Consider the following 20,027-nt stretch of genomic DNA (forward strand, 5'->3'; position numbering starts at 1 on the left):
CCGGAGGAGGGTCTTGATTCGTGCGCCCCCGGCAGGACTCGAACCTGCGGCCAAGTGCTTAGAAGGCACCTGCTCTATCCACTGAGCTACGGGGGCCGGGTGGTGGCCTCGGCGGCCTGGAGCCCTGGGGCCGGGCCGGTCGGTGACCTGCCGGGACAAGGATAGGGCTCCGATCGCCTCGTCCTGGTTGCTTCACCTGCGTGGCACGATGTGGAGGTTCGGTGAAGCGAACCGATAATCGCAGGTGGGTGGGATTCCTGCACCGCTTTTGGCGCCTCGCGCCCCGGGTGTTGTGCACTCGTTATGCCTGCGCCCCACTCATCCCCTCTGTCCCGACTTCATTCCTGGGAGAGAACCGGCGCGCAGAGATGGCTATACGCTTCAAAATGGCTCCAAAATTGGGCATTCTTCGCATGTGGTGACCTTGGACGTACGGCCTCAGCTCATCGACGCACTCTCCGCCCTGCGCGACCGTGTCGCCGCCGTGCGTCTTCCACTCCCCCTGCCGGGTGCCGCGCGCGCCCGGCAGACCCGGAGCGAGCTGCTCGCCCAGCTCGACGACTATCTGCTTCCCCGGCTCAGGGATCCCGAAGCACCGCTGCTCGCGGTCATCGGCGGGTCGACCGGCGCGGGGAAGTCGACGCTGGTCAATTCGCTGGTGGGGCGGCCGGTCAGCGAGGCCGGGGTGCTGCGGCCGACCACCCGGACACCCGTGCTCGTCTGCCATCCGGACGATCACCACTGGTTCGCGGGGGCACGCGTACTGCCGCAGCTGACCCGCGTCTGGCTGCCGCCGGAGGAGTCCGGGGAGCCCGGCCGGTGCGACGACCTCGACGGGCTCGACGGGTGCGAGGAGGAGAACGGGACCTCGTTGCGGGTCGAGACCTCGCCGGGGCTGCCGCGCGGGCTCGCGCTGCTGGACGCGCCCGACATCGACTCGCTCGTGGTGCGGAACCGGATGCTGGCCGCCGAGCTGATCTGCGCCGCGGACGTATGGGTGATGGTGACGACGGCCTCCCGCTACGCGGACGCGGTGCCCTGGCACCTGCTGCGTACCGCCAAGCAGTACGACGCCTCGCTCGTCACCGTCCTCGACCGGGTGCCGCACCAGGTGATCGCCGAGGTGTCGCAGCAGTACGGGGCGCTGCTCACCCGTGCGGGGCTCGGCGAGGTGCCGCGCTTCACCATCCCCGAGCTGCCCGAATCGGCCGGTGGCGGCAGCGGGCTGCTGCCCACGACCGCCGTCGCCCCGCTGCGCGCCTGGCTCAGCCACCGCGCCCAGGACCCGGCGGCCCGCCAGCAGGCGGTCGGGCGTACGGCGGCCGGGGTCATCGACTCGCTGGACGTACGGATGCCCGAGCTGGCCGGGGCCGTCGCGGCGCAGTACGCGGCGGCCGTGCGGCTGACCGGCGTGGTCGAGGACGCGTACCGGGCGGAGGGCGCCCGGGTCCGGCGCAGGCTGCACAGCGGCGGCGTGCTCGCCGGGGACGCCCGGACCAGGTGGCGCGGCTACCCGCAGTACAGCACCTCGGGGGAACTCCTCGAAGCGCTGGTCGAAAGCCTCGCCGCGCTCCTGCAGTGCGCCGTGGCCGCCGCCGACGAGCAGATCCGTACGACCTGGCAGCGCGAACCCGCGGCCGGCGAGTTCGGCTTCGAGGACGTCGGCCGGGAGGCCGGGGGATGGGGGCCCGCCGAGGACATCCGGGGCCGGATCGCCATGGCCGTACGGCGGTGGTGGCGGGTCCTGGAGGAGCTGGCCGAGGAAGAGGTGCGCAGCCTGGAACGCAATGCCGCCCCCGACCCCGAGACCTTGGCCGCGCTGCTGGCCGCCGCGCTGCTCGGCGGCCGCCGCACCCGCGGCGCCGGGGAACAGCTCGCCGAACGGATCGGCGCCCAGACCGCGCTGCGGCTGCGCGACAAGGGCGGGGCGCTGCTCACCGAATGCCTGGACCGGGTGCTGGACGGCGAGCGCGACCGGCGGCTCGCACCGCTCGACGCGCTCGACGTGGCCCCGGAGCCGCAGGCCGAACTGATCGCCGCGCTGTCCGTACTGCAGAAGGAGAGGTGGCAGCGATGACTGCCGTCACTGACGAGGGGACCGCACCGGCCGGGAGCCCCGCTCCCCCCGAGGACCGGGAGACCGACGGGCCGGTCCCGGTACCGGAGGCCGGCCGCGTGCCGGAGCCGGGCCGGGTGCCGGAGCCGGGCCGGGAATGGAACGACGGGCTCATCGCCCGGCGGGCGGCGGCCAAGGCGACGGACCCCGAACCCGAGCCCGCCCCGGACGACGACGTGCGACCGCCCCAGGTCGAGGCGTACGTGCCCTCCGGCGGCCCGCTCCGGCCCCGGCTCGACGCGCTGCGGGAACTGGTCGGACTGTCCCGGGCCCGGCTCGACGGGGACACCCTCGCCGAAGCGGGACGGGTGCTCGACGAGGCGGCGGCCCGGCAGCGGCTCTCCTCCCGGCACACCGTCGTCGCCATCGCCGGGGCCACCGGCAGCGGCAAGTCGATGCTCTTCAACACCCTCGCGGGCGCCCAGATCTCCGAGACCGGGCTGCGCAGGCCGACCACCGCCGCCCCCATCGCCTGCTCCTGGACCGACGGGGCCGCCGGACTGCTCGACCGGCTCGCCATCCCGGGACGGCTCAGGCGCAGGCCGCAGCCGGGCGGCGCGGACACCGACGAGGCTCTCCAGGGCCTCGTACTCGTCGACCTGCCCGACCACGACTCGGCGGCGACCGAACACCGGGAACAGGTCGAACGGGTCCTGGCGCTGGTCGACGCGGTGATCTGGGTCGTCGACCCGGAGAAGTACGCGGACGCGGCCCTGCACGAGCGCTACCTGCAGCCGCTCGCCGGACACGCCGAGATCACCTTCGTCGTCCTCAACCAGATCGACCGGCTGCCCGGCGACGCCGCCGACCTGGTCCTCGACGATCTGCGCCGGCTGCTCGACGAGGACGGCATGGCGCTCGGCGAGCACGGCGAACCGGGCGCCACCGTCATGTCCCTGTCCGCGCTCACCGGCGAGGGCGTCGATGAACTGCGCGAGGTGCTCGGCCGGTTCGTCCAGGGACGCACCGCGGCGGCGCGCCGGCTCTCCGCGGACGTGGACGCAGCCGCGGCCAGGCTCCGCCCGGTGTACGTGGCCGAGGGGCGGCCCGGCCTCGGCGAGCGGAGCCGTGAGGAGTTCACCGACCGGCTGGCGGAAGCCGTCGGGGCGGCCGCGGCGGGCCAGGCGGCCGAGCGCGAGTGGCGCAGGAACGCCGGACGGGCGTGCGGCACGCCATGGCTGCGGCTCTGGCGCTGGTACGAGTCAACCCGGCGGCCCGGAGGCCTGGAGCGCCCGGTGCGGCCCGAGCCCCCGGAGGAGCGGCCCTCCTCCCGGCAGCGCGTCGAGCAGGCGGTACGGACGGTGGCGGACGAGGCCGCCGACGGGCTGCCGGGCCCCTGGGCGCAGGCGGTCCGCGAGGCGGCGGTGAACGGAGCGGACGGGTTGCCGGAGGCGCTCGACGCGCTGGCGGAAAGGTCCGGCGCGGAGCACGCCCCGGGCGGTGGGGCGGTGGTGGCCACGGGCGTGGCCGGGGCCTGTGGAGTGGCGCACAGCGGCCGGGTGGGCGGGAAGCCGCCGCGGCCGAAGTGGTGGCCGGCGGCGGTTCTGGCACAGGCTGCGATGACGTTGCTGCAGGTCTTCGGCGGGCTCTGGCTGGTCGGGCAGATCGTCGGCGTGCTCGAACCGGGCTACTTCACGCCCGCCCTGGTGATGCTGGCCGGGATCGTCGGCGGGCCGCTCGTGGAGTGGTCGTGCGCGGCCGCGGCGCGTGGGCCGGCGCGACGGTACGGGCAGGAGGCCGAGCGGCAGTTGCGCGAGGCGGCGGCGGCCTGCGGGCGGGCCCGGGTGCTCGACCCGGTGGCCGCGGAGCTCGTGCGGTACCGCGAGGTGCGCGAGAGGTACGCGGCGGTGACGGAGATTTCCACAACCGGCGGGTAGTCCACAGGCGCGAGCAGGATTTCCGCCTCCCCTTCAACCTGGGATCAGTGACCGCGTGGACGCGATCGCTGTTCCGAAGGCCGAAGGGGAGGCGGAGTCATGAACGACACCTTGGTGACATTGGTGGGCAACGCGGCTACGGGCGTGGAGTTCCGGGAGACCGCGACCGGCGGAATGGCGCGATTCCGGTTCGCGGTGACGCCGCGCCGCTGGGACCGCGAGAAACAGCTCTGGACGGACGGGCACACCAGCTTTTACACGGTGTGGGCCTGGCGGACTCTGGCCTTGAATCTGTCCGGTTCCGTTTCCGTCGGGGAACCACTCGTCGTGCACGGCCGGCTGAAGGTGCGCGAGGAGGAACGGGAGGGGCAGCGCAGGACGTTCGTGGACATCGAGGCGGTCGCGGTGGGCCACGATCTGACGCGGGGGACGGCGGCGTTCCGGCGGGTGATGAGGGCTGAACCCGCGCTGACGGCACGGGTGGGGAGTGTGGACGGGGCGGGGTCGGGAGCGGGGACGCCGGCGAAACCGGAGGACGTCGCCGGGCCGGGCGGCCCCGACGGGTTCGGGGGACCGGACGGCTCCCGGCGCGGACGGTCGACGGACCGTCAGAAGGCTGCGAAAGAGCTCGCGTCGGTGCCGTGACGGGTCTGGAGCGGTCCAGGAGCAGGGCGAAATACGGGCCGGGGGCGGGCGGGGAAGGGGCCGTGGAGGGGCCGTGGAGGCGAACGCGGGTGATACCGGCGATAACGATTCCGATTCGGAATGGTTGTACGACGGTATGACGGGGGACTGTTCATCGCTTCCTCCTTAGGATTCCCCAGTACTCACGGGGCACTTGAGTCGACTGGCGGGGCAATCCCCACACGCGCATAAGGCGCGGAGGGTCCCGCCCGGAGGGGAATTCTGTGTTTTCTGCTTCTTCAGCGACCGCTTCGTCGTCCTCGGGGACGACGGCCAATTCTCCGAGGCGGCGCGGCATAGCCCGGCTGGCCGCATCGGTGGTGGCATCCGGTCTGGTCATGGCAGGCGCCCTCGTCGGCGCGGGCGGCGCGGTCGCCGACGAGGCACCGCAGCATCAGGGCGGCGCGGCCGCGGTGCTGGACGGGTTGAAGACCTTCGACCGCGCCGTGCTGCACACGGGCGGCAAGGACCAGCAGCTGCCCGCCGGCGTCTTCGAGATGACCGTCGACGGCGGCGGCAAGCTCAAGACGTACTGCATCGACATCCACAACCCCACCCAGGACCAGGCGAAGTACCTGGAGACCCCCTGGAACCAGACCTCGCTCGGCAGCAACAAGAACGCCGGCAAGATCCGCTGGATCCTGGAGCACTCCTACCCGCAGGTCGACGACCTCGCGGCGCTCGCCAAGGAGGCCGGCACCGGTCCGCTCACCGAGAAGACCGCGGCGGCGGGCACCCAGGTCGCCATCTGGCGCTACTCGGACAACGTGAAGGTCGACGCGACCGACGGCCAGGCCGAGAAGCTGGCCGACTGGCTGGAGAAGAACGCCGTCGACCAGGCCGAGCCCAAGGCGTCCCTCGCCCTGGACCCGGCCGCGGTCTCCGGCAAGTCCGGTGAGCGGCTCGGCCCGGTCACCGTCCACACCAACGCCGGCCAGGTCTCCGTGACCCCGCCCGCCGACGCCGCCACCGGCGTCAAGGTCACCGACAAGGCCGGCAAGCCCGTCACCGCCGCGGCCAACGGCGCCGAGCTCTACTTCGACGTGCCCGAGGGCACCGCCGACGGCTCCGCCTCGCTGACGGTCCAGGCCACCACCTCGGTGCCGGTCGGCCGCGCGTTCGCCGGTGTCACCAAGAGCCAGACCATGATCCTGGCCGGCTCCAGCGAGTCCACGGTCTCCGCGACCGCCACCGGCACCTGGGCCAAGAAGGGCGCCATCCCGGCCGTCACGGCGAAGAAGAACTGCGCCAAGGGCGGCGTGGACGTCACCGCCTCCAACACGGGCGACGAGGCCTTCACCTTCGAGCTGGCCGGTGTGAAGCACACCATCGAGGCGGGCAAGTCCGAGACGGTCACCGTCCCGGTCGCCGAGGACCAGGCCTACGACTTCACGATCACCGGCCCCGGCGGCTTCTCCAAGACGTTCAAGGGTGTCCTGGACTGCAAGACCAGCGGCAGCGCCGCCGGTGGCACCGACACCCAGACCGGCGGCGACAAGCCCGCTCCGGCCACGTCCGGCGGCAGCTCCACCACCGGCGGCTCGGGTGACCTCGCCGAGACCGGTGGCTCCAGCGCCACCCCGGTCATCGCGGGCGTCGCGATCGCCCTCGTCGTCGTCGGCGGCGGCGCGGTCTTCCTCCTCCGCAAGCGGAAGACGCAGACCTCCGCACAGTGATTCCGCACCGTCACTCCGCACCCTTGGTTGCGGAGTGACGAACACGGGGCGGACTGTCACGTTCGCTGATGAGGGCCCCGGTACGCCGACGCGTACCGGGGCCCTCGCATGTCCGGCGACGGCTCCCCGCGCGCTCCGGGGGCCGGAACGGGGTGTCTCGCGGGCCGGGCGGGTTTCCATCCTGGGATGGACGTCAGGCAAGATGGGGTGTATCTGCCCACACATCGATTGCCGGACGGTTTCTCTTGGCTGAGTACATCTACACCATGCGCAAGACGCGCAAGGCGCACGGCGACAAGGTGATCCTTGACGACGTCACGCTGAGCTTCCTGCCCGGGGCGAAGATCGGTGTGGTGGGTCCCAACGGCGCCGGTAAGTCCACGGTGCTGAAGATCATGGCGGGCCTGGAGCAGCCGTCCAACGGTGACGCGTTCCTGTCGCCCGGTTTCAGCGTCGGCATCCTCATGCAGGAGCCGCACCTCGACGAGACCAAGACCGTCCTGGAGAACGTCCAGGACGGCGCCGCCGAGGTCATGGGCAAGCTCAAGCGCTTCAACGAGGTCGCCGAGCTTATGGCGACCGACTACTCCGACGCGCTCATGGACGAGATGGGCAAGCTCCAGGAGGACCTGGACCACGCCAACGCGTGGGACCTGGACGCCCAGCTGGAGCAGGCCATGGACGCCCTGGGCTGCCCGCCCGGCGACTGGCCGGTCGTCAACCTCTCCGGTGGCGAGAAGCGCCGCGTCGCGCTCTGCAAGCTGCTGATCGAGGCCCCCGACCTGCTGCTCCTCGACGAGCCCACCAACCACCTCGACGCCGAGTCGGTCAACTGGCTGGAGCAGCACCTCTCGAAGTACTCCGGCGCCGTCGTCGCCGTCACGCACGACCGGTACTTCCTGAACAACGTCGCCGAGTGGATCCTCGAACTCGACCGCGGCCGTGCCATCCCCTACGAGGGCAACTACTCCACGTACCTCGACAAGAAGGCCGCCCGCCTCAAGGTCGAGGGCCGCAAGGACGAGAAGCGCGCCAAGCGGCTCAAGGAAGAGCTGGAGTGGGTCCGCTCCAACGCCAAGGGCCGGCAGACCAAGTCCAAGGCCCGACTCGCCCGTTACGAGGAGATGGCGGCCGAGGCGGACAAGATGCGGAAGCTGGACTTCGAGGAGATCCAGATCCCGCCGGGCCCGCGGCTCGGTTCCATCGTCGTCGAGGTCGAGAACCTTTCGAAGGCCTTCGGCGACAAGGTCCTCATCGACGACCTGTCGTTCACGCTGCCGCGCAACGGCATCGTCGGCGTCATCGGTCCGAACGGCGCGGGCAAGACCACGCTGTTCAAGATGATCCAGGGCCTGGAGACCCCCGACAGCGGCTCGGTCAAGATCGGTGACACGGTCAAGATCTCCTACGTCGACCAGTCCCGCGCCAACATCGACCCGAAGAAGACCCTCTGGGCCGTCGTCTCGGACGAGCTGGACTACATCAACGTCGGCCAGGTCGAGATGCCCTCGCGGGCGTACGTCTCCGCGTTCGGCTTCAAGGGCCCGGACCAGCAGAAGCCGGCCGGGGTCCTCTCCGGTGGTGAGCGCAACCGCCTCAACCTGGCGCTGACGCTCAAGGAGGGCGGCAACCTGCTGCTCCTCGACGAGCCCACCAACGACCTCGACGTCGAGACCCTGTCCTCGCTGGAGAACGCGCTCCTGGAGTTCCCGGGCGCCGCAGTGGTCATCTCCCACGACCGCTGGTTCCTGGACCGCGTCGCCACGCACATCCTGGCGTACGAGGGCGACTCCAAGTGGTACTGGTTCGAGGGCAACTTCGAGTCGTACGAGAAGAACAAGGTCGAGCGACTCGGTGCGGACGCGGCCCGCCCGCACCGTGCCACGTACAAGAAGCTCACGCGAGGCTGATCGTCTTGGCTCGTCACATCTACAACTGCCCGCTGCGCTGGTCGGACATGGACGCCTTCGGCCATGTGAACAACGTGGTCTTCCTCCGCTACCTGGAGGAGGCGCGCATCGACTTCATGTTCCGGCTGGCGCCGGGGGACGGTTCGCCGTCCTTCGCGGGCGGCTCCGTCGTGGCCCGGCACGAGATCGACTACGTACGGCCGCTGGTCCACCGGCACGAGCCGGTGACCGTCGAGTCGTGGGTCACGAAGATCGGCGCCGCGTCGCTGACGATCTCGTACGAGATCAAGGACCCGGACCAGGTGTACGTCCGGGCCTCGACCGTCGTCGTGCCGTACGACCTGGCCGAGGAGCGGCCCCGGCGGATCTCCGCCGAGGAGAAGCTCTTCCTCCAGCAGTACCTGGCCGAGGAGCCTGCCGCAGCATGACGGTGCCCGTACGGTCGCTGGAGTTCGCCGACCCGAGGGAGGCCGCGGATCTCGCGGCCTTCCTCGGTCGGCTGCTCCACTACGACCGGGCCGCCGCGGTGCGGATGCAGGCGGGCGGCGGTGCGCTGGCCGTGTTCGGCAGGCCGCCGTCGTTCGAGGTCCTGGCGATCCGGACGGCGCGGCTGTCCGGGCCGGACGACGGCTTCGACGTCACGGTGTCCGCCGGTGAACTCCTCGAATCCCTCGGGGAGTCCACCGGCACCGGCGCCGTCCCGGCACCCGTCACCGGGCCGCCGTGGACAGGGGTCCTCCCGCCCCGCGGCGGCTGGCGCGAACTGCCGGGCCTGCCCGACCCGGTCTCCCTGCGCGCGGCGGTCACCGCCGCGGTGGCGGAGTTCCGCTCCCGCGACGAGGCGCTGCCCGAGGAGCGCCGTACCCGGGCGGAGCGGGACCTGATCGGCCGCGAGATCTGGTCGCGCACGGTCGCCGGTACCGGGCTTCCGCTGCGGGCCGTCCACGCCGCCCAGTCGCTGGGATTCCTCCGCCCCGCGCCGGACTTTCCCGTCGCCCTGCTCACGGCCGGGTCCTGGCTCCGGCTCCGTACCCCGTACGGCTCCGTCGCCCTGCGCGGTCCGGGTAGCGGGCTCGGCTCGCTCAACCTGTCGGTGGGCACGGGCTGAGCGACCGGTTCTAGCCGGTCAGGGCCCTGTCCACCAGGCGCCGCGCGGCCGCGTCCTGGGCGTCCTGGGCCGGGTCGCCCATCCGCAGGGTGAACGTGGCGCTGGTCGCGGCCCGTGAGCCGTCCGGTGTCACCCCGCTCTCGGAGACGATCCCCAGATGGGTTCCGCCGTGGAACCAGATCCCGCCGTCGCTCCCTGCCACCGGGCGCCAGGCGATGCCCAGCCCGTAACGGACTCCCGGCGCATCGATCCAGTCCTCGGCCACGACCGTCTCCTTCATCGCGGCCAGCTCGGCCGGGCGCAGCAGCCGGCCGCTCATCAGGGCGCGCAGGAAGACCCCGTGGTCGTGGGTGGTGCTGATGACGGAGCCGTCCGCCCCGCCGCCGGAGGCCAGCGTCGTGTCGGTCGGCCGGGTGCGGCCGGGGAACCAGGTGTGCGCGGTGGCCGTGGGCCGGGGCAGGTACGGGGAGGTGCCCGGGGTGAAGGTGTGGCGCAGGCCCAGGGGTTCGACGATCCGGTCGTGGATCTCCCGAGCCCAGGAGTTGCCGGTCACCCGCTCGATGATCAGGCCCGCCACCACGTAGTTGGTGTTGGAGTAGCCCCAGCGCCGCCCAGGGGCGGGCGCTCCGGCGTCCGGCACCCACAGCGGCGGCCGGCTCAGGGCCGCCCTCAGCTGGTCCTCGGGGGTGGTGGTGCGAAACCGGGAACGGAGGTACCCGGCCGGGGTGAACGCGTCGGCAGCGTCGGGCGAGACGGCCAGGTAGTCGTTCAGGCCGCTGGTCTGGCGCAGCAGGTCGGCGACCGTGATCCTGCGGCCGTCGTTGCCGTTGCCCCGGACCGCGCCGGGCAGCCACCGCTCGACGGTGTCCGTGAGCGCGAGCCGTCCCTCGCCCACCAGTTGGAGGGCGAGCGTGGCCGTGAAGGTCTTGGTGTCGCTGCCGATCCGGTAGTAGGCGTCCCAGGGGACGGGGTGGTGCCCGGCTGCCGGGGCGGCGGAGCCGGCGCGGGCCGTGGTGCGGCCGCGGGCGCTCTGGACCTCGGCCAGTACGCCGGTGGCGCCGGTGGCCACGATCGCGTCCACGTCTTCCTGGAGGTGGTCGCCGAGCCCGGGACGGTTGCGGGGTGCGGCCGTCGCCGTGGGGGCGGACGCTGCGGTGAGCAGGGCCGCCGCCGTGGCCGCCAGGCCGGTACGTCTGCTGATCACCGGTCCTCCCCGGTGCGCGGGCAGGTCAGGTCGGCGGCGGGGAGCGTGCCGTCGCGCAGGTAGTCATTGACGGCCCGGTCGGCGCAGGGGACGGAGGTGAGGCCGTCGAGTCCGCGCCCGTACACCCCGTGCGAGCGGATGTCCGCCGTCACCAGCCGGGAGCCGGTCAGGCGGCGGTGCAGGGCCAATGCCCCTTCGTACGGGACGTTGTTGTCGCGCCGGGCCTGGAGCATCAGGACGGGTACGTCGTTGCCGATCACCGTGGCCGGCTCGCGGGACGTGCTCGTCCAGAACGCGCACGGGGCGATCATGCTGTTGACGAGCGGGCCGAAGACGGGCTGGGTGGCGCGACTGGCCTCCATGTTCCGCCAGTACGTCTCCGGGTTCCGTGGCCAGCCGCCGGCCGGCCAGCCGCTGTCGCCGCACATGAAGAAGGTGCCGCCCAGCATGCTGTCCGCCAGCTCGGGCGAGGCGAGCAGCTCCAGCATGGCGGCGAGCTCCGGGCCGGGCTCGACCGGCCTGCCCGCCGCGGCGTCGGCCAGGTCCCGCACCGTGGCGGCGAGCACCGGGTCGTACTCCTCGTGCTGGATGAGCTGCCGCAGCACCAGCCGCAGCAGCGGCGCGTCGAGCCGGACGCCGGAGACGGTCACCGGGCGACGCTCGGCCCCGTCGAGCAGCCGCTGGACGCTCGACCGCACACGGGCGGGCGTGGCGCCGAGCCGGTAGGTGCCGTCGTGCCGGGCGGTCCAGCCGGCCCAGGCGTCCAGCGCCTCTTCGAGCGGTCTGCCCGCCCGCTGGAAGAGTTCGTACTGGGTGGCCGACGGGTCGGTCGAGGAGTCGATGACGACGCGGTCGGCGCGGCGCGGGAACATCTGGGTGTAGACGGCGCCCAGATCGGCGCCGTACGAGACGCCGTAGTACGACAGTCTGCGCTCACCCAGCGCCGCGCGGATCACGTCCATGTCGCGGGCGACGTTCCGGGACGTGGCGTGGGGGAGGAGCCGGGCGTTGTCCCCGTGCTCCTGGCAGCGGCGTGCGGTGTCGCGGGAGGACCGTACCGACTGCTCGAAGTCCTCGCGACGGGTCGTGACCGGGCCGGGCGCGGGCGCCGGGGCGGCCGGGTCGCAGGCGACGGGGGTGGACTCGCCGAGGAAGCGGGGATCGAAGCCGATCAGGTCGTAGCGGTCGGCGGCGTCCTTCAACGCGGGGCGCAGATACAGGGTGCTGGCGAGTCCGGCGCCGCCCGGACCGCCCGGGTTCGACAGCAGGATGCCCCGCCGCTGCCCGTGCTTCGCGGTGGCCTTGATCCGGGAGACGGCGATCCGGATCGTCCGCCCGCCGGGGTCGGAGTAGTCGAGCGGGACGGTCACCTCCGTGCACTGCGCACCCGCCTCGTTCAGGTCCCGCTGCTGCGGTGAGCAGGGGCCCCAGACGAGCCGCTGATGGGTGGGTGCGGTGGGTGCGGTGGGGGTGGCGGGGGTGGCCGATGCGGGCACACCGCCCGCGAGCAGACAGGTCAGGCCCAGGCCGACGGCGGCCGGCGTGGCGACGCGCATGGTGCTCCTCAAGATCAGGTGGATGACTCCCGCACGACGCTAGGCGCGTACGCGGCGCGGGAACATCGGGCCACCCGGCCGAAGCGACCTGGGGCCAGCACCACCAACACCCGTCACGGGCGCGGCTGGTCGTCCGGCCAGACCCCGATGTGGTCGCGCTCCAGCTCCAGCATCACCCGGTGCTCCATCCCGAGCGCCTCCGTGTAGTCGGCGGGCAGTTGCAGCCGCCCCGCGCGGTCGAGCATCGCGTACTCCCGGGCCACCTGGGACTCCAGTCCCGTGGTGGCGTCGACCTCGGTGCGGCGCAGCACCTCGGAGGACGTACGGCCGTCCCGGATGGCGACCGTGCGGCGGACCTCGTCGGCCACCGCCTGGTCGTGCGTGACGATCACGATCGTGGTGCCGAGCTCCTCGTTGGCGCGGCGGAACGCCGCGAAGACCTGCGCGCCGGTGGCCGAGTCGAGCTCACCGGTCGGTTCGTCGGCGAGCAGCACCGACGGGTTGTTGGCGAGCGCGACCGCGATCGCCACCCGCTGCTGCTGGCCGCCGGAGAGCTGTTGCGGGCGCCGGTCGCGGCAGTCCTCGACCTCCAGGATGCGGAGCAGCGACTCGGCGCGGGCGGCCCGTTCGGCACCCCGCATCCGGCCCCGGCCGCGCAGCTGCATCGGCAGGGTGACGTTCTGGACGGCGGTGAGGTACGGGAGCAGATTGCGGGCGGTCTGCTGCCAGACGAACCCGACGACGTCCCGCCGGTAGCGGAGCCGTTCCTTCGGCCCCATCGACAGCAGATCGCAGCCCGCGACCTTCGCCGACCCGGCCGTCGGCACGTCGAGCCCCGCCAGGATGTTCATCAGGGTCGACTTACCGCTGCCCGACGCGCCGACCAGGGCCATCAACTCGCCCTCGGTGACCAGGAGATCCAGGCCCTGCAGGGCCTGCACCTCCACCCCGTCCGCGGAGAAGATGCGGACCAGCCGGTCGCAGGCGATCAGCGCGTCGTGCCCGTACGAGGGTCGGTCGCGGCGCGCGTTGGCGCGCTGTTCGAGCTCGGCGAGTGTGGTGTCGGCCGACGGCGACGTCATCGGGAATCTCCTGCCCTGAGTTCGGTGTTCGGTCCGCGACGGCCGGCCCACCGGGCCTGGACGGCGGCCACCGCGGCGGTGAGGACGACCACGCCGATCGCCGGGAGCGTCAGCGACCACGGGTCGGGCCGCAGCGGAGCGGTGTCGAGTGCGGTGGGTCCGGGCCCGGCGGAGAGCGAGAGGCCCACCAGGTCGACGCCCGGTGCCAGCAGCGCGATCGCCGCCCAGCCGACGAGCACCCCGCCGACGGCCGCGAGCAGCGCCTGAGGCAGCGCTTCGAGGCCGAGCAGCCGCCTGCCCTGCCGGGAGGTGAGGCCCATGGTCCGCAGCCGGGCCAGCAGGGCCGTGCGCTCCGGCGCGGTCCGCAGCAGCGACAGCAGGACGGCGAGCAGGGCGTAGCCCGCACCGGCCGCGATCGCCGCCGCGTAGATGGCCCAGGCGCCCTGCTGCATGGGGGTGTCGACGAACGCCTCGCGTTCCTCGGAGCGCAGCCGTACGGAGAAGCCCTTGCCCGCTTCCTGCGCCGCCGCCCGCAGCGCCTTCGCGTCCGGGGAGCCGCCGGTGACCAGCAGGGTGCTGGTCTGCCGGCGGGTGAGCGACGCGGCGTCGACGATCAGGAAGTCGCTGTCGGGGACGGCGGCGGTGCGCGGGACGACGCCCGCCACCCGCACCGTGAGGTCCCCGGCCGCCGTGGACAGTTCGCGCGGCTGGTCGCCGAGCTCCGTGGCGACCGACGGCGACACGATCACGGGCACCACCGTGTCCTTCGACGGGGCGGTCCCCTTCGCAGCCGTACGCCCGGGGGCGCGCAGCCGGTCGGCGGGGAACGGGCCGAGGCCCGTCGTACGGGCCAGCCGGGCGTACGCCGCCGGGTCGACGCCCAGCACGGCGGCGTTCTTCATCCGGTTGTTCCCGGCCGGGTCGGCGGGCAGCGGCACGCCGTACACGACCTGCACCGCCGCTACCTCCCGCACCCCGTCCGCCTTCCGCACCTGCCGGATCAGGCGGTCCGGCAGCGGTACGGAGTCGTGCTGGCCGCTGATCCGGGCGTCGGCACCGACCGTGTGCACCGCTGCCCGGTCCCGGGCGTCCGCGACACCCGCGAGCACCGAGCCGCCGAACGCCGCCGTGGTCAGCGCGAGCAGCAGCGCCAGCAGCGGCAGGGTGCCGCCCGCCGAGCCCCGCCCGGCCCGTGCCAGCGACAGGAAGCCGACCAAGCCGCGCCGCCGGGCCACGGCGCGCGAGGCGAGCCGCAGCGGCAGCGGCAGGAGCCGTACCAGGACCAGGGCGGCGATCAGCCCGACCAGCACGGGGGCGGCGCTGACCAGCAGGTCGCTGCCGCCGTCGCCTCCCGTACCGCGTCGGCGCAGGCCCGCGACCGCGCCGACGGCCAGCACCAGCACGGTGAGTTCGGCGACCGTGCGCCGCCGCGACGGGCGGGCGTCCATCAGGTCGTCGCGGGCCCCGGGCAGTCGCGGCCTGCGGTGCGGCAGCACCGCGCCCAGCGGCAGGGCGAGGCAGACCAGCGCGGCGACGGCGGCCGGCCCGACGACGGAGGGCCACAGCCGGGCCCGGTCGAAGAGCGGCACGGAGATCAGCAGACCCAGCGCCGCCGCGGGCACCGCGATCACCGCCGTCTCGGCGAACAGCCGGCCGCCGATCCCGCGCAGCGATCCGCCGCGCGCCCGCAGCAGCGCCAGTTCGGCGCGGCGCTGCCCGCCGATCAGCCCCACGGTCATCAGCAGCACGACGCCCGCGACGGCCCCGGCGCCCACGGCGGCGACCGTGACGACCGGGCCGATCGCCGCACGCAGCGATCCGTACCCGGTGAGGATCTCGTCCAGGTCGGTCGTAAACGTGGCGTTGACACCGGCCACCCCGCGCAGCCGTACCAGCCCGGGGCCGCCCTCCAGGGAGGCGATCGACGAGCGCAGCCCCGCCACGTCGGGGGCGGTGAGACGGGAGGCGTCCGGTGCGAACTGCCAGAACGCCTCCGGTTGGCCCGCCGTGGCAAGCAGCGCGGGCGCGGCGTCCGGGGGCAGCAGAACGGCCGCGGTCCAGTAATTGCGCGGCGGGTACAGATTCGGTTCGGGGACCAGGGCCGGGGTCCGGAGCAGCGGAACGGCCGACCAGTAGGCGGACCGGGGGGCGGTCGGGGCGACGATGCCGGTGATCCGTACGGTCAGCTGCTTCCCGCTCTGGGCCGGTACGGAGATGACCGAACCGGCCTTCGCCTTCAGGGCCTTGGCCGTCTCCTCGGTGACCGCGGCCTCCACCTCGCTCGTCTCCTCGGTGACCTCGCCGTGCACGGCGGGCCACTTCCCGGCGCGCAGGGTGGCGTGGTCCGGGAGGGCGGACAGCGTGGAGTAGGTCAGCTGGGGGTCGACGAGGTCCGGCCGCGCCAGCCAGCCGTCCTGCGCGGCGATCGGCTTCCCGGTGCGGAAGCCGTACGAGGAATCGGCGGTGCCCGGCATCACCTGGCCGGGCAGCAGGGACCGTGCCTTGCGGTGGACGGAGGCCAGCGCCGTGTCACGGACGGCCGCCTCGCGCTCGGCCGACGGCAGCTGGAGTTCGGGCTCCGGCGCGCTCAGTTCCAGCACGCTGTGCGAGGGGTCCGCGACGGCGATGTCCTGGCGCAGCCCGTCGTTCTCGTAGCGCTCGACGGCGCGCGGGAAGGCGGCCGCGAGGAACGACGTCAGCAGCACCAGCAGCCCCAGCGCCCAGGCCGTGCCGGGAGCGGTGCGCAGCCGGGTGCGGACCCAGGGCGCACCGGCGGGGGTGCTGCGGTCTCGAACGGAACCGCGGTCATGCGTGGAGGCGCCGTCTCGTACAGAGCTGCCGTCTCGAATGGAACTGTCGTCTCGAACGGAACGCGGAGTCATGTCAGTTGTCCCCCTGGACACGCAGTGAGGCCGCGGGGTCGGCACCGCGCAGGGCGAGGGACACGACGATCACCAGCGGAAGCGCGGCGACGCCCGCCAGCAGCGCCGCGATCTGCCCGGCCGGCAATTGCACCAGCACTCCGGGCACCGGCGCGGTGGCCTGCCCGGTCAGTACGACGAGCGGTACGACGGCGCGGTTCAGCACCGCCCCGAGCACGGTCCCGACGAGCAGCGCGATCGCGATCAGCACGCCCTGCTCGGCGGCGATCATCCTGGTCAGCCGGCGGCGCGGGGTGCCCAGCGCCCGCAGTACGGCGAACTCGCCGGCCCGTTCCCGCTGTGCGCCGACGGCGCTCACCGCGAAGCCGACCGCCGCCAGGGCCGCGGCGACCACCGCCACCGCGGGCAGCGCGGACTGCGGTCCGGCGCCCAGCGGATCGCCGACCAGCTCCCGCGCGATCTCGTCCCGCACCAGGACCTGGGACGGATCGGTGTCCGGCTGCGCCCGCAACGTGGCGGCCGCGTCCGCGGCCCGGCCGGGGGCGGTGCTCAGCCACCACTCGTTCGCGTCGAGCACGGCGCCGGGACGCTGCGCGAAGACCTGGCCGACGGCCCCGAGATCGAGCAGTACGGCCCCGCCGTCGCGGCTCCGGTCCGCGGACCCGTCACCGTCCGAACCCTCGCCGGTGGTCGGCAGCCGGCGCACCGAGTCCACGATCTCCACCCGGACCGTCTCGCCGGCCAGCGTGACATCGACGCGCTGTCCCTTCTTCGCCCCGGCGGCCTTCAGATACGCGTCGGTGACGATCGCCTTCGGCGCCGGCGCCTTCGGGCGGGGCACGGTGACCCGTACCGAGAAGGCGGGCGTCCATTCCCACACGTTGGGGGCGGAGCCGGTGTCGTACGTGAAGGCCAGCGGGCTCTTCGCGGAGGCCGTCGCGTCCACCGGTTCGCCGGCCTGCGTCTCGGAGCCGGAGCCGGAGCCGGTCAGTTCGGCGTCCCAGCGGAAGCCTGCGGGGACCGGGACCGGCCGCTCGGTGCCGTCGGCCGTCACGGTCCGCAGGGCGCTGACGTCGAGGCGGTACGTCTCGCTCCGGCCGGACGGCCGGTTGCCGGTCAGCTCGAATCCGGTCACGGCCAGATCGCCCGCGGCCGACACCGCGAGGGCGACCGGATGCGTCCTGCCGTCGACGGGTACGGATCCGGCCGGCACCCGGTAGGGCAGGCCGTAGCGGTCCTCCAGCAGCACGGCGAGGACCGGCTCGTCACCCGGCCGCCCGTGCGCCCCGGCCGCCTTGATCCGCACGTCGAAGCCGAGCCGCTCACTGTTCTTCGGCAGCATGAGGCCGGCCCGTGCGGTACTCGGCGGGTCGAGCGGGTCGAACAGCCGCTCCGGCGGCCGGTCGCCGAGATCGTCGCGGATCAGCATCCGCTCGGTGGCGTGCGCGGTGTCCAGGGCGAGGACCGAGGCGGTGCGGTTGCCCGAGAGTTCGGTGGTGGTGCGGAACGCGGGCGCCGCGTCCCGGACACCCGGCAGCCGCGTGTACGCGCCCGACTTCACCGGATCGTCCTCGATACCGGTGATCACGCGCAGCGACGCACCGGCCCTGAAGTCCGCCTGGTCGCTCTGCGAACGGTCCCAGGAGGCGCGCTGCCCGACGGCCAGCATGCCCATCGCCACCGCGAGGACCAGCAGCAGCACGGGCCCGGCGTTGCGCAGCGGGCGCCGGCTGAACTGCCAGCCGGACAGGGCCGCGATCAGCCCCCGGCCGCCCGCCGCGCCGCGCTCCGCGAGCCGGGCCGCGGGCGGCAGCAGCCGCAGCGTCAGTACGGTGCCTGCGAGCAGCAGCAGGGCGGGAGCCGCGACCAGCAGCGGATCGACGCCGAGCCGCCCCTGCCGGTCCCCGCTCAGCACGCCGCCGCCGACTCCCGTGGCCCGCCGGTCGAGCTGCCAGTACGCCACCGCCGCGATCACCAGCAGGCCGATGTCGGCACCCGCCCGCAGCGGCGCGGGCAGCGCCGCGGTCCGGCCCGCCCGGCGTTCCCCGGCACCCGCCGCCAGCGCGGGCGCCACGACGGCCAGCGCGCAGGCGAGCGCGGTGACGACGGCGACCAGCCACACCGTGGCGGTGGCGCCGCCGTCGATCCGCAGCCCGATCCGGGACAGCGCGCCGCGCCCCGCGAGCAGCCGGGTCAGCGGCCCGGCGAGCAGCGGGGCCACCAGCGCGGCGGGCAGCGCGAGCAGCAGCGCCTCGATCGCGGCGAGTGCCGTGATGCGGCCGCGCGATCCGCCCCGGGCCCGCAGCAGCCGGGTCTCGCCGTCGCGCTCGCTGCTCAGCAGCCGGGCCACCAGCAGCAGCGCGTACCCCGCGAGCAGCACCAGCTGGACGGCCACGATCATCAGCGTCGAGCGGGAGACCAGCAGCGCCCGGTCCATCTGCTCCAGCACCCGGGGCAGCGAAGTCCGTGCGGTGGCACCGCTCTTGAACTCGGGGGCGGCCAGCAGCGCCTTCGGAGCGGCGGTGGCGGTGCCGTGCAGTGCGTCGATGCGCCCCGTGGTGACGGTGCGGAAATCGGCGGCCGCCAGCCAGGACATCGTCCCGGAACTGAGCCGTCCGGTGCGCGCCGCGGCAGGGTCGGTGAGCAGCGGACCGTAGGTGGTGAAGGCGACCTTGCGGATGCCGCGCCCGCCGAGCTCGTCCAGCTGCCAGTACGGATCGGCCGGGTCGGACACCTCGTACACGCCCGTGACCAGGACCGGCAGCGGCTTGTCGGTCAGCCGGTCGGTGACGGTGAACCGCGAACCGGGCTTCAGCTTCAGCGCCTTCGCGGCCGGGCGGGGCAGGGCGACCTGGACGGGCGCACCGGACTTCCCGCCGCCCGCCGCCGGGACGCGGCCCGCGGTGATCCTGACCCGGCTGCGGTCGAGCGAGGCGAAGTGGGCGAGGTCGGGCTCGTCGCCCCGGGCCGACGGGGCCCGCAGCTCGCGCGGCAGCGCGTACGCCCCCGAGGTCTCCAGCGTCCGGACGGTCACCGGAAGGCCGTCGAAGGCCTCGCGGGCGGCCTTCCTGGCGATCGCGTCGGCCGCGTCCCGCTGTGCGGGTGCCACCTGCGCGGACATCACCAGGGAGGCGTCGGCCGCCGAACGGTGGGTGAGGGCGTGGCGGAGCGCCGCGTCACCGACGGAACCGGAGAAGGCGGTGAGCGCGGCCAGCACCGAGGCGGTCAGCAGAACGGCGAGAACCGCCGCGGAGAGCAGGAGCCGGTGGGCCCGTACCCGGAGAAAGACGAACCCCGTCACTCGCGCCCCCCTGGGCCCTCAACGCCACACACGCCCCCCGGCGTTCTACGGATGCTTTCAAGGGCATGCGCGCTTGGAAACCGCTTGCGTGAGTACTTGATCCGATTGTGACCGTTTATCGGTGTCGGAAGACCGACTTCCGTTCTTGGGGGGTGCAGAAGGAAGTTGCAGGGGGTGGTACGGGGCTCAGCCCTGGGTGTTCACCATCGAGGCGGCCGCGTAGGTCAGGTAGTCCCACAACTGCCGTTCGTGCTCCGGCGCCAGCCCGAGTTCGTCCAGGGCCACCCGCATATGGCCCAGCCAGGCGTCGTGCGCCGCCCGGTCCACCCGGAACGGGACGTGCCGCATCCGCAGCCGGGGGTGTCCGCGCCGCTCGCCGTAGGTACGGGGCCCGCCCCAGTACTGCATCAGGAACAGCGCGAACCGGTCCTCGGCCGGGCCCAGATCCTCCTCCGGGTACATCGGCCGGAGCAGCGGGTCCTCTGCGACTCCCTGGTAGAAGCGGTGCACCAGGCGCCGGAAGGTCTCCTCGCCGCCGACCTGCTCGTAGAAGGTCTGCTCCTGAAGCGTGTCGTGCGGATTCTCTGTCACCCGTCCATCGTCGCAGACGCACCGGCCGAGGACCGGGGAC

At 73.4% G+C, this 20,027-nt stretch carries 13 protein-coding genes and 1 tRNA gene; 7 read left to right on the top strand and 7 right to left on the bottom strand.

Translation table 11 applies throughout. The annotated features are described in order from the left end of the window. Positions 1–23: 23 nt before the first annotated feature. Positions 24–96 (bottom strand) — tRNA-Arg (locus OG842_RS25690). Positions 97–424: 328 nt separating this feature from the next. Between OG842_RS25690 and OG842_RS25695 the strand changes: the two genes are divergently transcribed. The 7 genes from OG842_RS25695 (at position 425) to OG842_RS25725 (ending at position 9,371) form a co-directional block, all read left to right on the top strand. Then, entirely contained in the window at positions 425–2,077 is a 1,653-nt protein-coding gene (locus tag OG842_RS25695) for a dynamin family protein (RefSeq protein WP_266732928.1), read from the top strand. Then, entirely contained in the window at positions 2,074–3,993 is a 1,920-nt protein-coding gene (locus tag OG842_RS25700) for a YfjP family GTPase (protein WP_266732929.1), read from the top strand. The genes OG842_RS25695 and OG842_RS25700 overlap by 4 nt, the downstream gene beginning before the upstream one ends. 99 nt (positions 3,994–4,092) lie before the next feature. After that, positions 4,093–4,638, top strand: a complete 546-nt coding sequence (locus tag OG842_RS25705; protein WP_328512550.1) for a single-stranded DNA-binding protein — start codon at positions 4,093–4,095, stop codon at positions 4,636–4,638. Between the two features lie 263 nt (positions 4,639–4,901). After that, complete coding sequence (locus tag OG842_RS25710) at positions 4,902–6,353, top strand: LAETG motif-containing sortase-dependent surface protein (RefSeq protein ID WP_266732933.1); 1,452 nt, start codon at positions 4,902–4,904, stop codon at positions 6,351–6,353. Between the two features lie 245 nt (positions 6,354–6,598). Beyond that, positions 6,599–8,263: an energy-dependent translational throttle protein EttA gene (gene ettA / locus OG842_RS25715; protein ID WP_266732935.1), complete on the top strand. Its 1,665-nt coding sequence runs from the start codon at positions 6,599–6,601 to the stop codon at positions 8,261–8,263. Positions 8,264–8,268: 5 nt separating this feature from the next. Next, positions 8,269–8,691 (top strand): acyl-CoA thioesterase, encoded by a 423-nt coding sequence (locus OG842_RS25720; protein WP_266732936.1) that lies wholly within the window; start codon positions 8,269–8,271, stop codon positions 8,689–8,691. Beyond that, positions 8,688–9,371, top strand: coding sequence for a hypothetical protein (locus tag OG842_RS25725; protein WP_266732937.1), 684 nt, complete (start codon positions 8,688–8,690; stop codon positions 9,369–9,371). The genes OG842_RS25720 and OG842_RS25725 overlap by 4 nt, the downstream gene beginning before the upstream one ends. A gap of 10 nt (positions 9,372–9,381) precedes the next feature. Here OG842_RS25725 and OG842_RS25730 read toward each other — a convergent pair whose 3' ends face one another. From OG842_RS25730 to OG842_RS25755, 6 genes are all read right to left on the bottom strand, one after another. Further along, complete coding sequence (locus OG842_RS25730; protein WP_328512551.1) at positions 9,382–10,575, bottom strand: serine hydrolase domain-containing protein; 1,194 nt, start codon at positions 10,573–10,575, stop codon at positions 9,382–9,384. Next, positions 10,572–12,131: an alpha/beta hydrolase gene (locus tag OG842_RS25735; RefSeq protein ID WP_328512552.1), complete on the bottom strand. Its 1,560-nt coding sequence runs from the start codon at positions 12,129–12,131 to the stop codon at positions 10,572–10,574. Before OG842_RS25735 ends, OG842_RS25730 begins: the two co-directional genes overlap by 4 nt. Positions 12,132–12,244: 113 nt before the next feature. Continuing rightward, on the bottom strand, positions 12,245–13,213 hold the full coding sequence (locus OG842_RS25740) for an ABC transporter ATP-binding protein (protein WP_328512553.1): 969 nt from the start codon (positions 13,211–13,213) through the stop codon (positions 12,245–12,247). Then, positions 13,210–16,095: an FtsX-like permease family protein gene (locus tag OG842_RS25745; protein ID WP_328512554.1), complete on the bottom strand. Its 2,886-nt coding sequence runs from the start codon at positions 16,093–16,095 to the stop codon at positions 13,210–13,212. The genes OG842_RS25740 and OG842_RS25745 overlap by 4 nt, the downstream gene beginning before the upstream one ends. A 1-nt stretch (position 16,096) precedes the next feature. After that, entirely contained in the window at positions 16,097–19,396 is a 3,300-nt protein-coding gene (locus OG842_RS25750; RefSeq protein ID WP_266732944.1) for an ABC transporter permease, read from the bottom strand. 186 nt (positions 19,397–19,582) lie between these two features. Further along, positions 19,583–19,987 carry a globin gene (locus OG842_RS25755; RefSeq protein WP_266732946.1) on the bottom strand — a complete coding sequence of 135 codons (405 nt, stop codon included), beginning with the start codon at positions 19,985–19,987 and terminating at the stop codon, positions 19,583–19,585. Between the last annotated feature and the right edge of the window lie 40 nt (positions 19,988–20,027).

It is taken from the genome of Streptomyces sp. NBC_00376 (assembly GCF_036077095.1).
GTDB lineage: Bacteria > Actinomycetota > Actinomycetes > Streptomycetales > Streptomycetaceae > Streptomyces.

Excerpts from the sequence above, each read along its gene's own strand:
- OG842_RS25745 (WP_328512554.1), bottom strand. The coding sequence starts at position 16,095 with ATGACTCCGCGTTCCGTTCGAGACGACAGTTCCATTCGAGACGGCAGC.
- OG842_RS25700 (WP_266732929.1), top strand. The coding sequence starts at position 2,074 with ATGACTGCCGTCACTGACGAGGGGACCGCACCGGCCGGGAGCCCCGCT.
- OG842_RS25725 (WP_266732937.1), top strand. The coding sequence starts at position 8,688 with ATGACGGTGCCCGTACGGTCGCTGGAGTTCGCCGACCCGAGGGAGGCC.
- OG842_RS25735 (WP_328512552.1), bottom strand. The coding sequence starts at position 12,131 with ATGCGCGTCGCCACGCCGGCCGCCGTCGGCCTGGGCCTGACCTGTCTG.
- OG842_RS25705 (WP_328512550.1), top strand. The coding sequence starts at position 4,093 with ATGAACGACACCTTGGTGACATTGGTGGGCAACGCGGCTACGGGCGTG.
- OG842_RS25740 (WP_328512553.1), bottom strand. The coding sequence starts at position 13,213 with ATGACGTCGCCGTCGGCCGACACCACACTCGCCGAGCTCGAACAGCGC.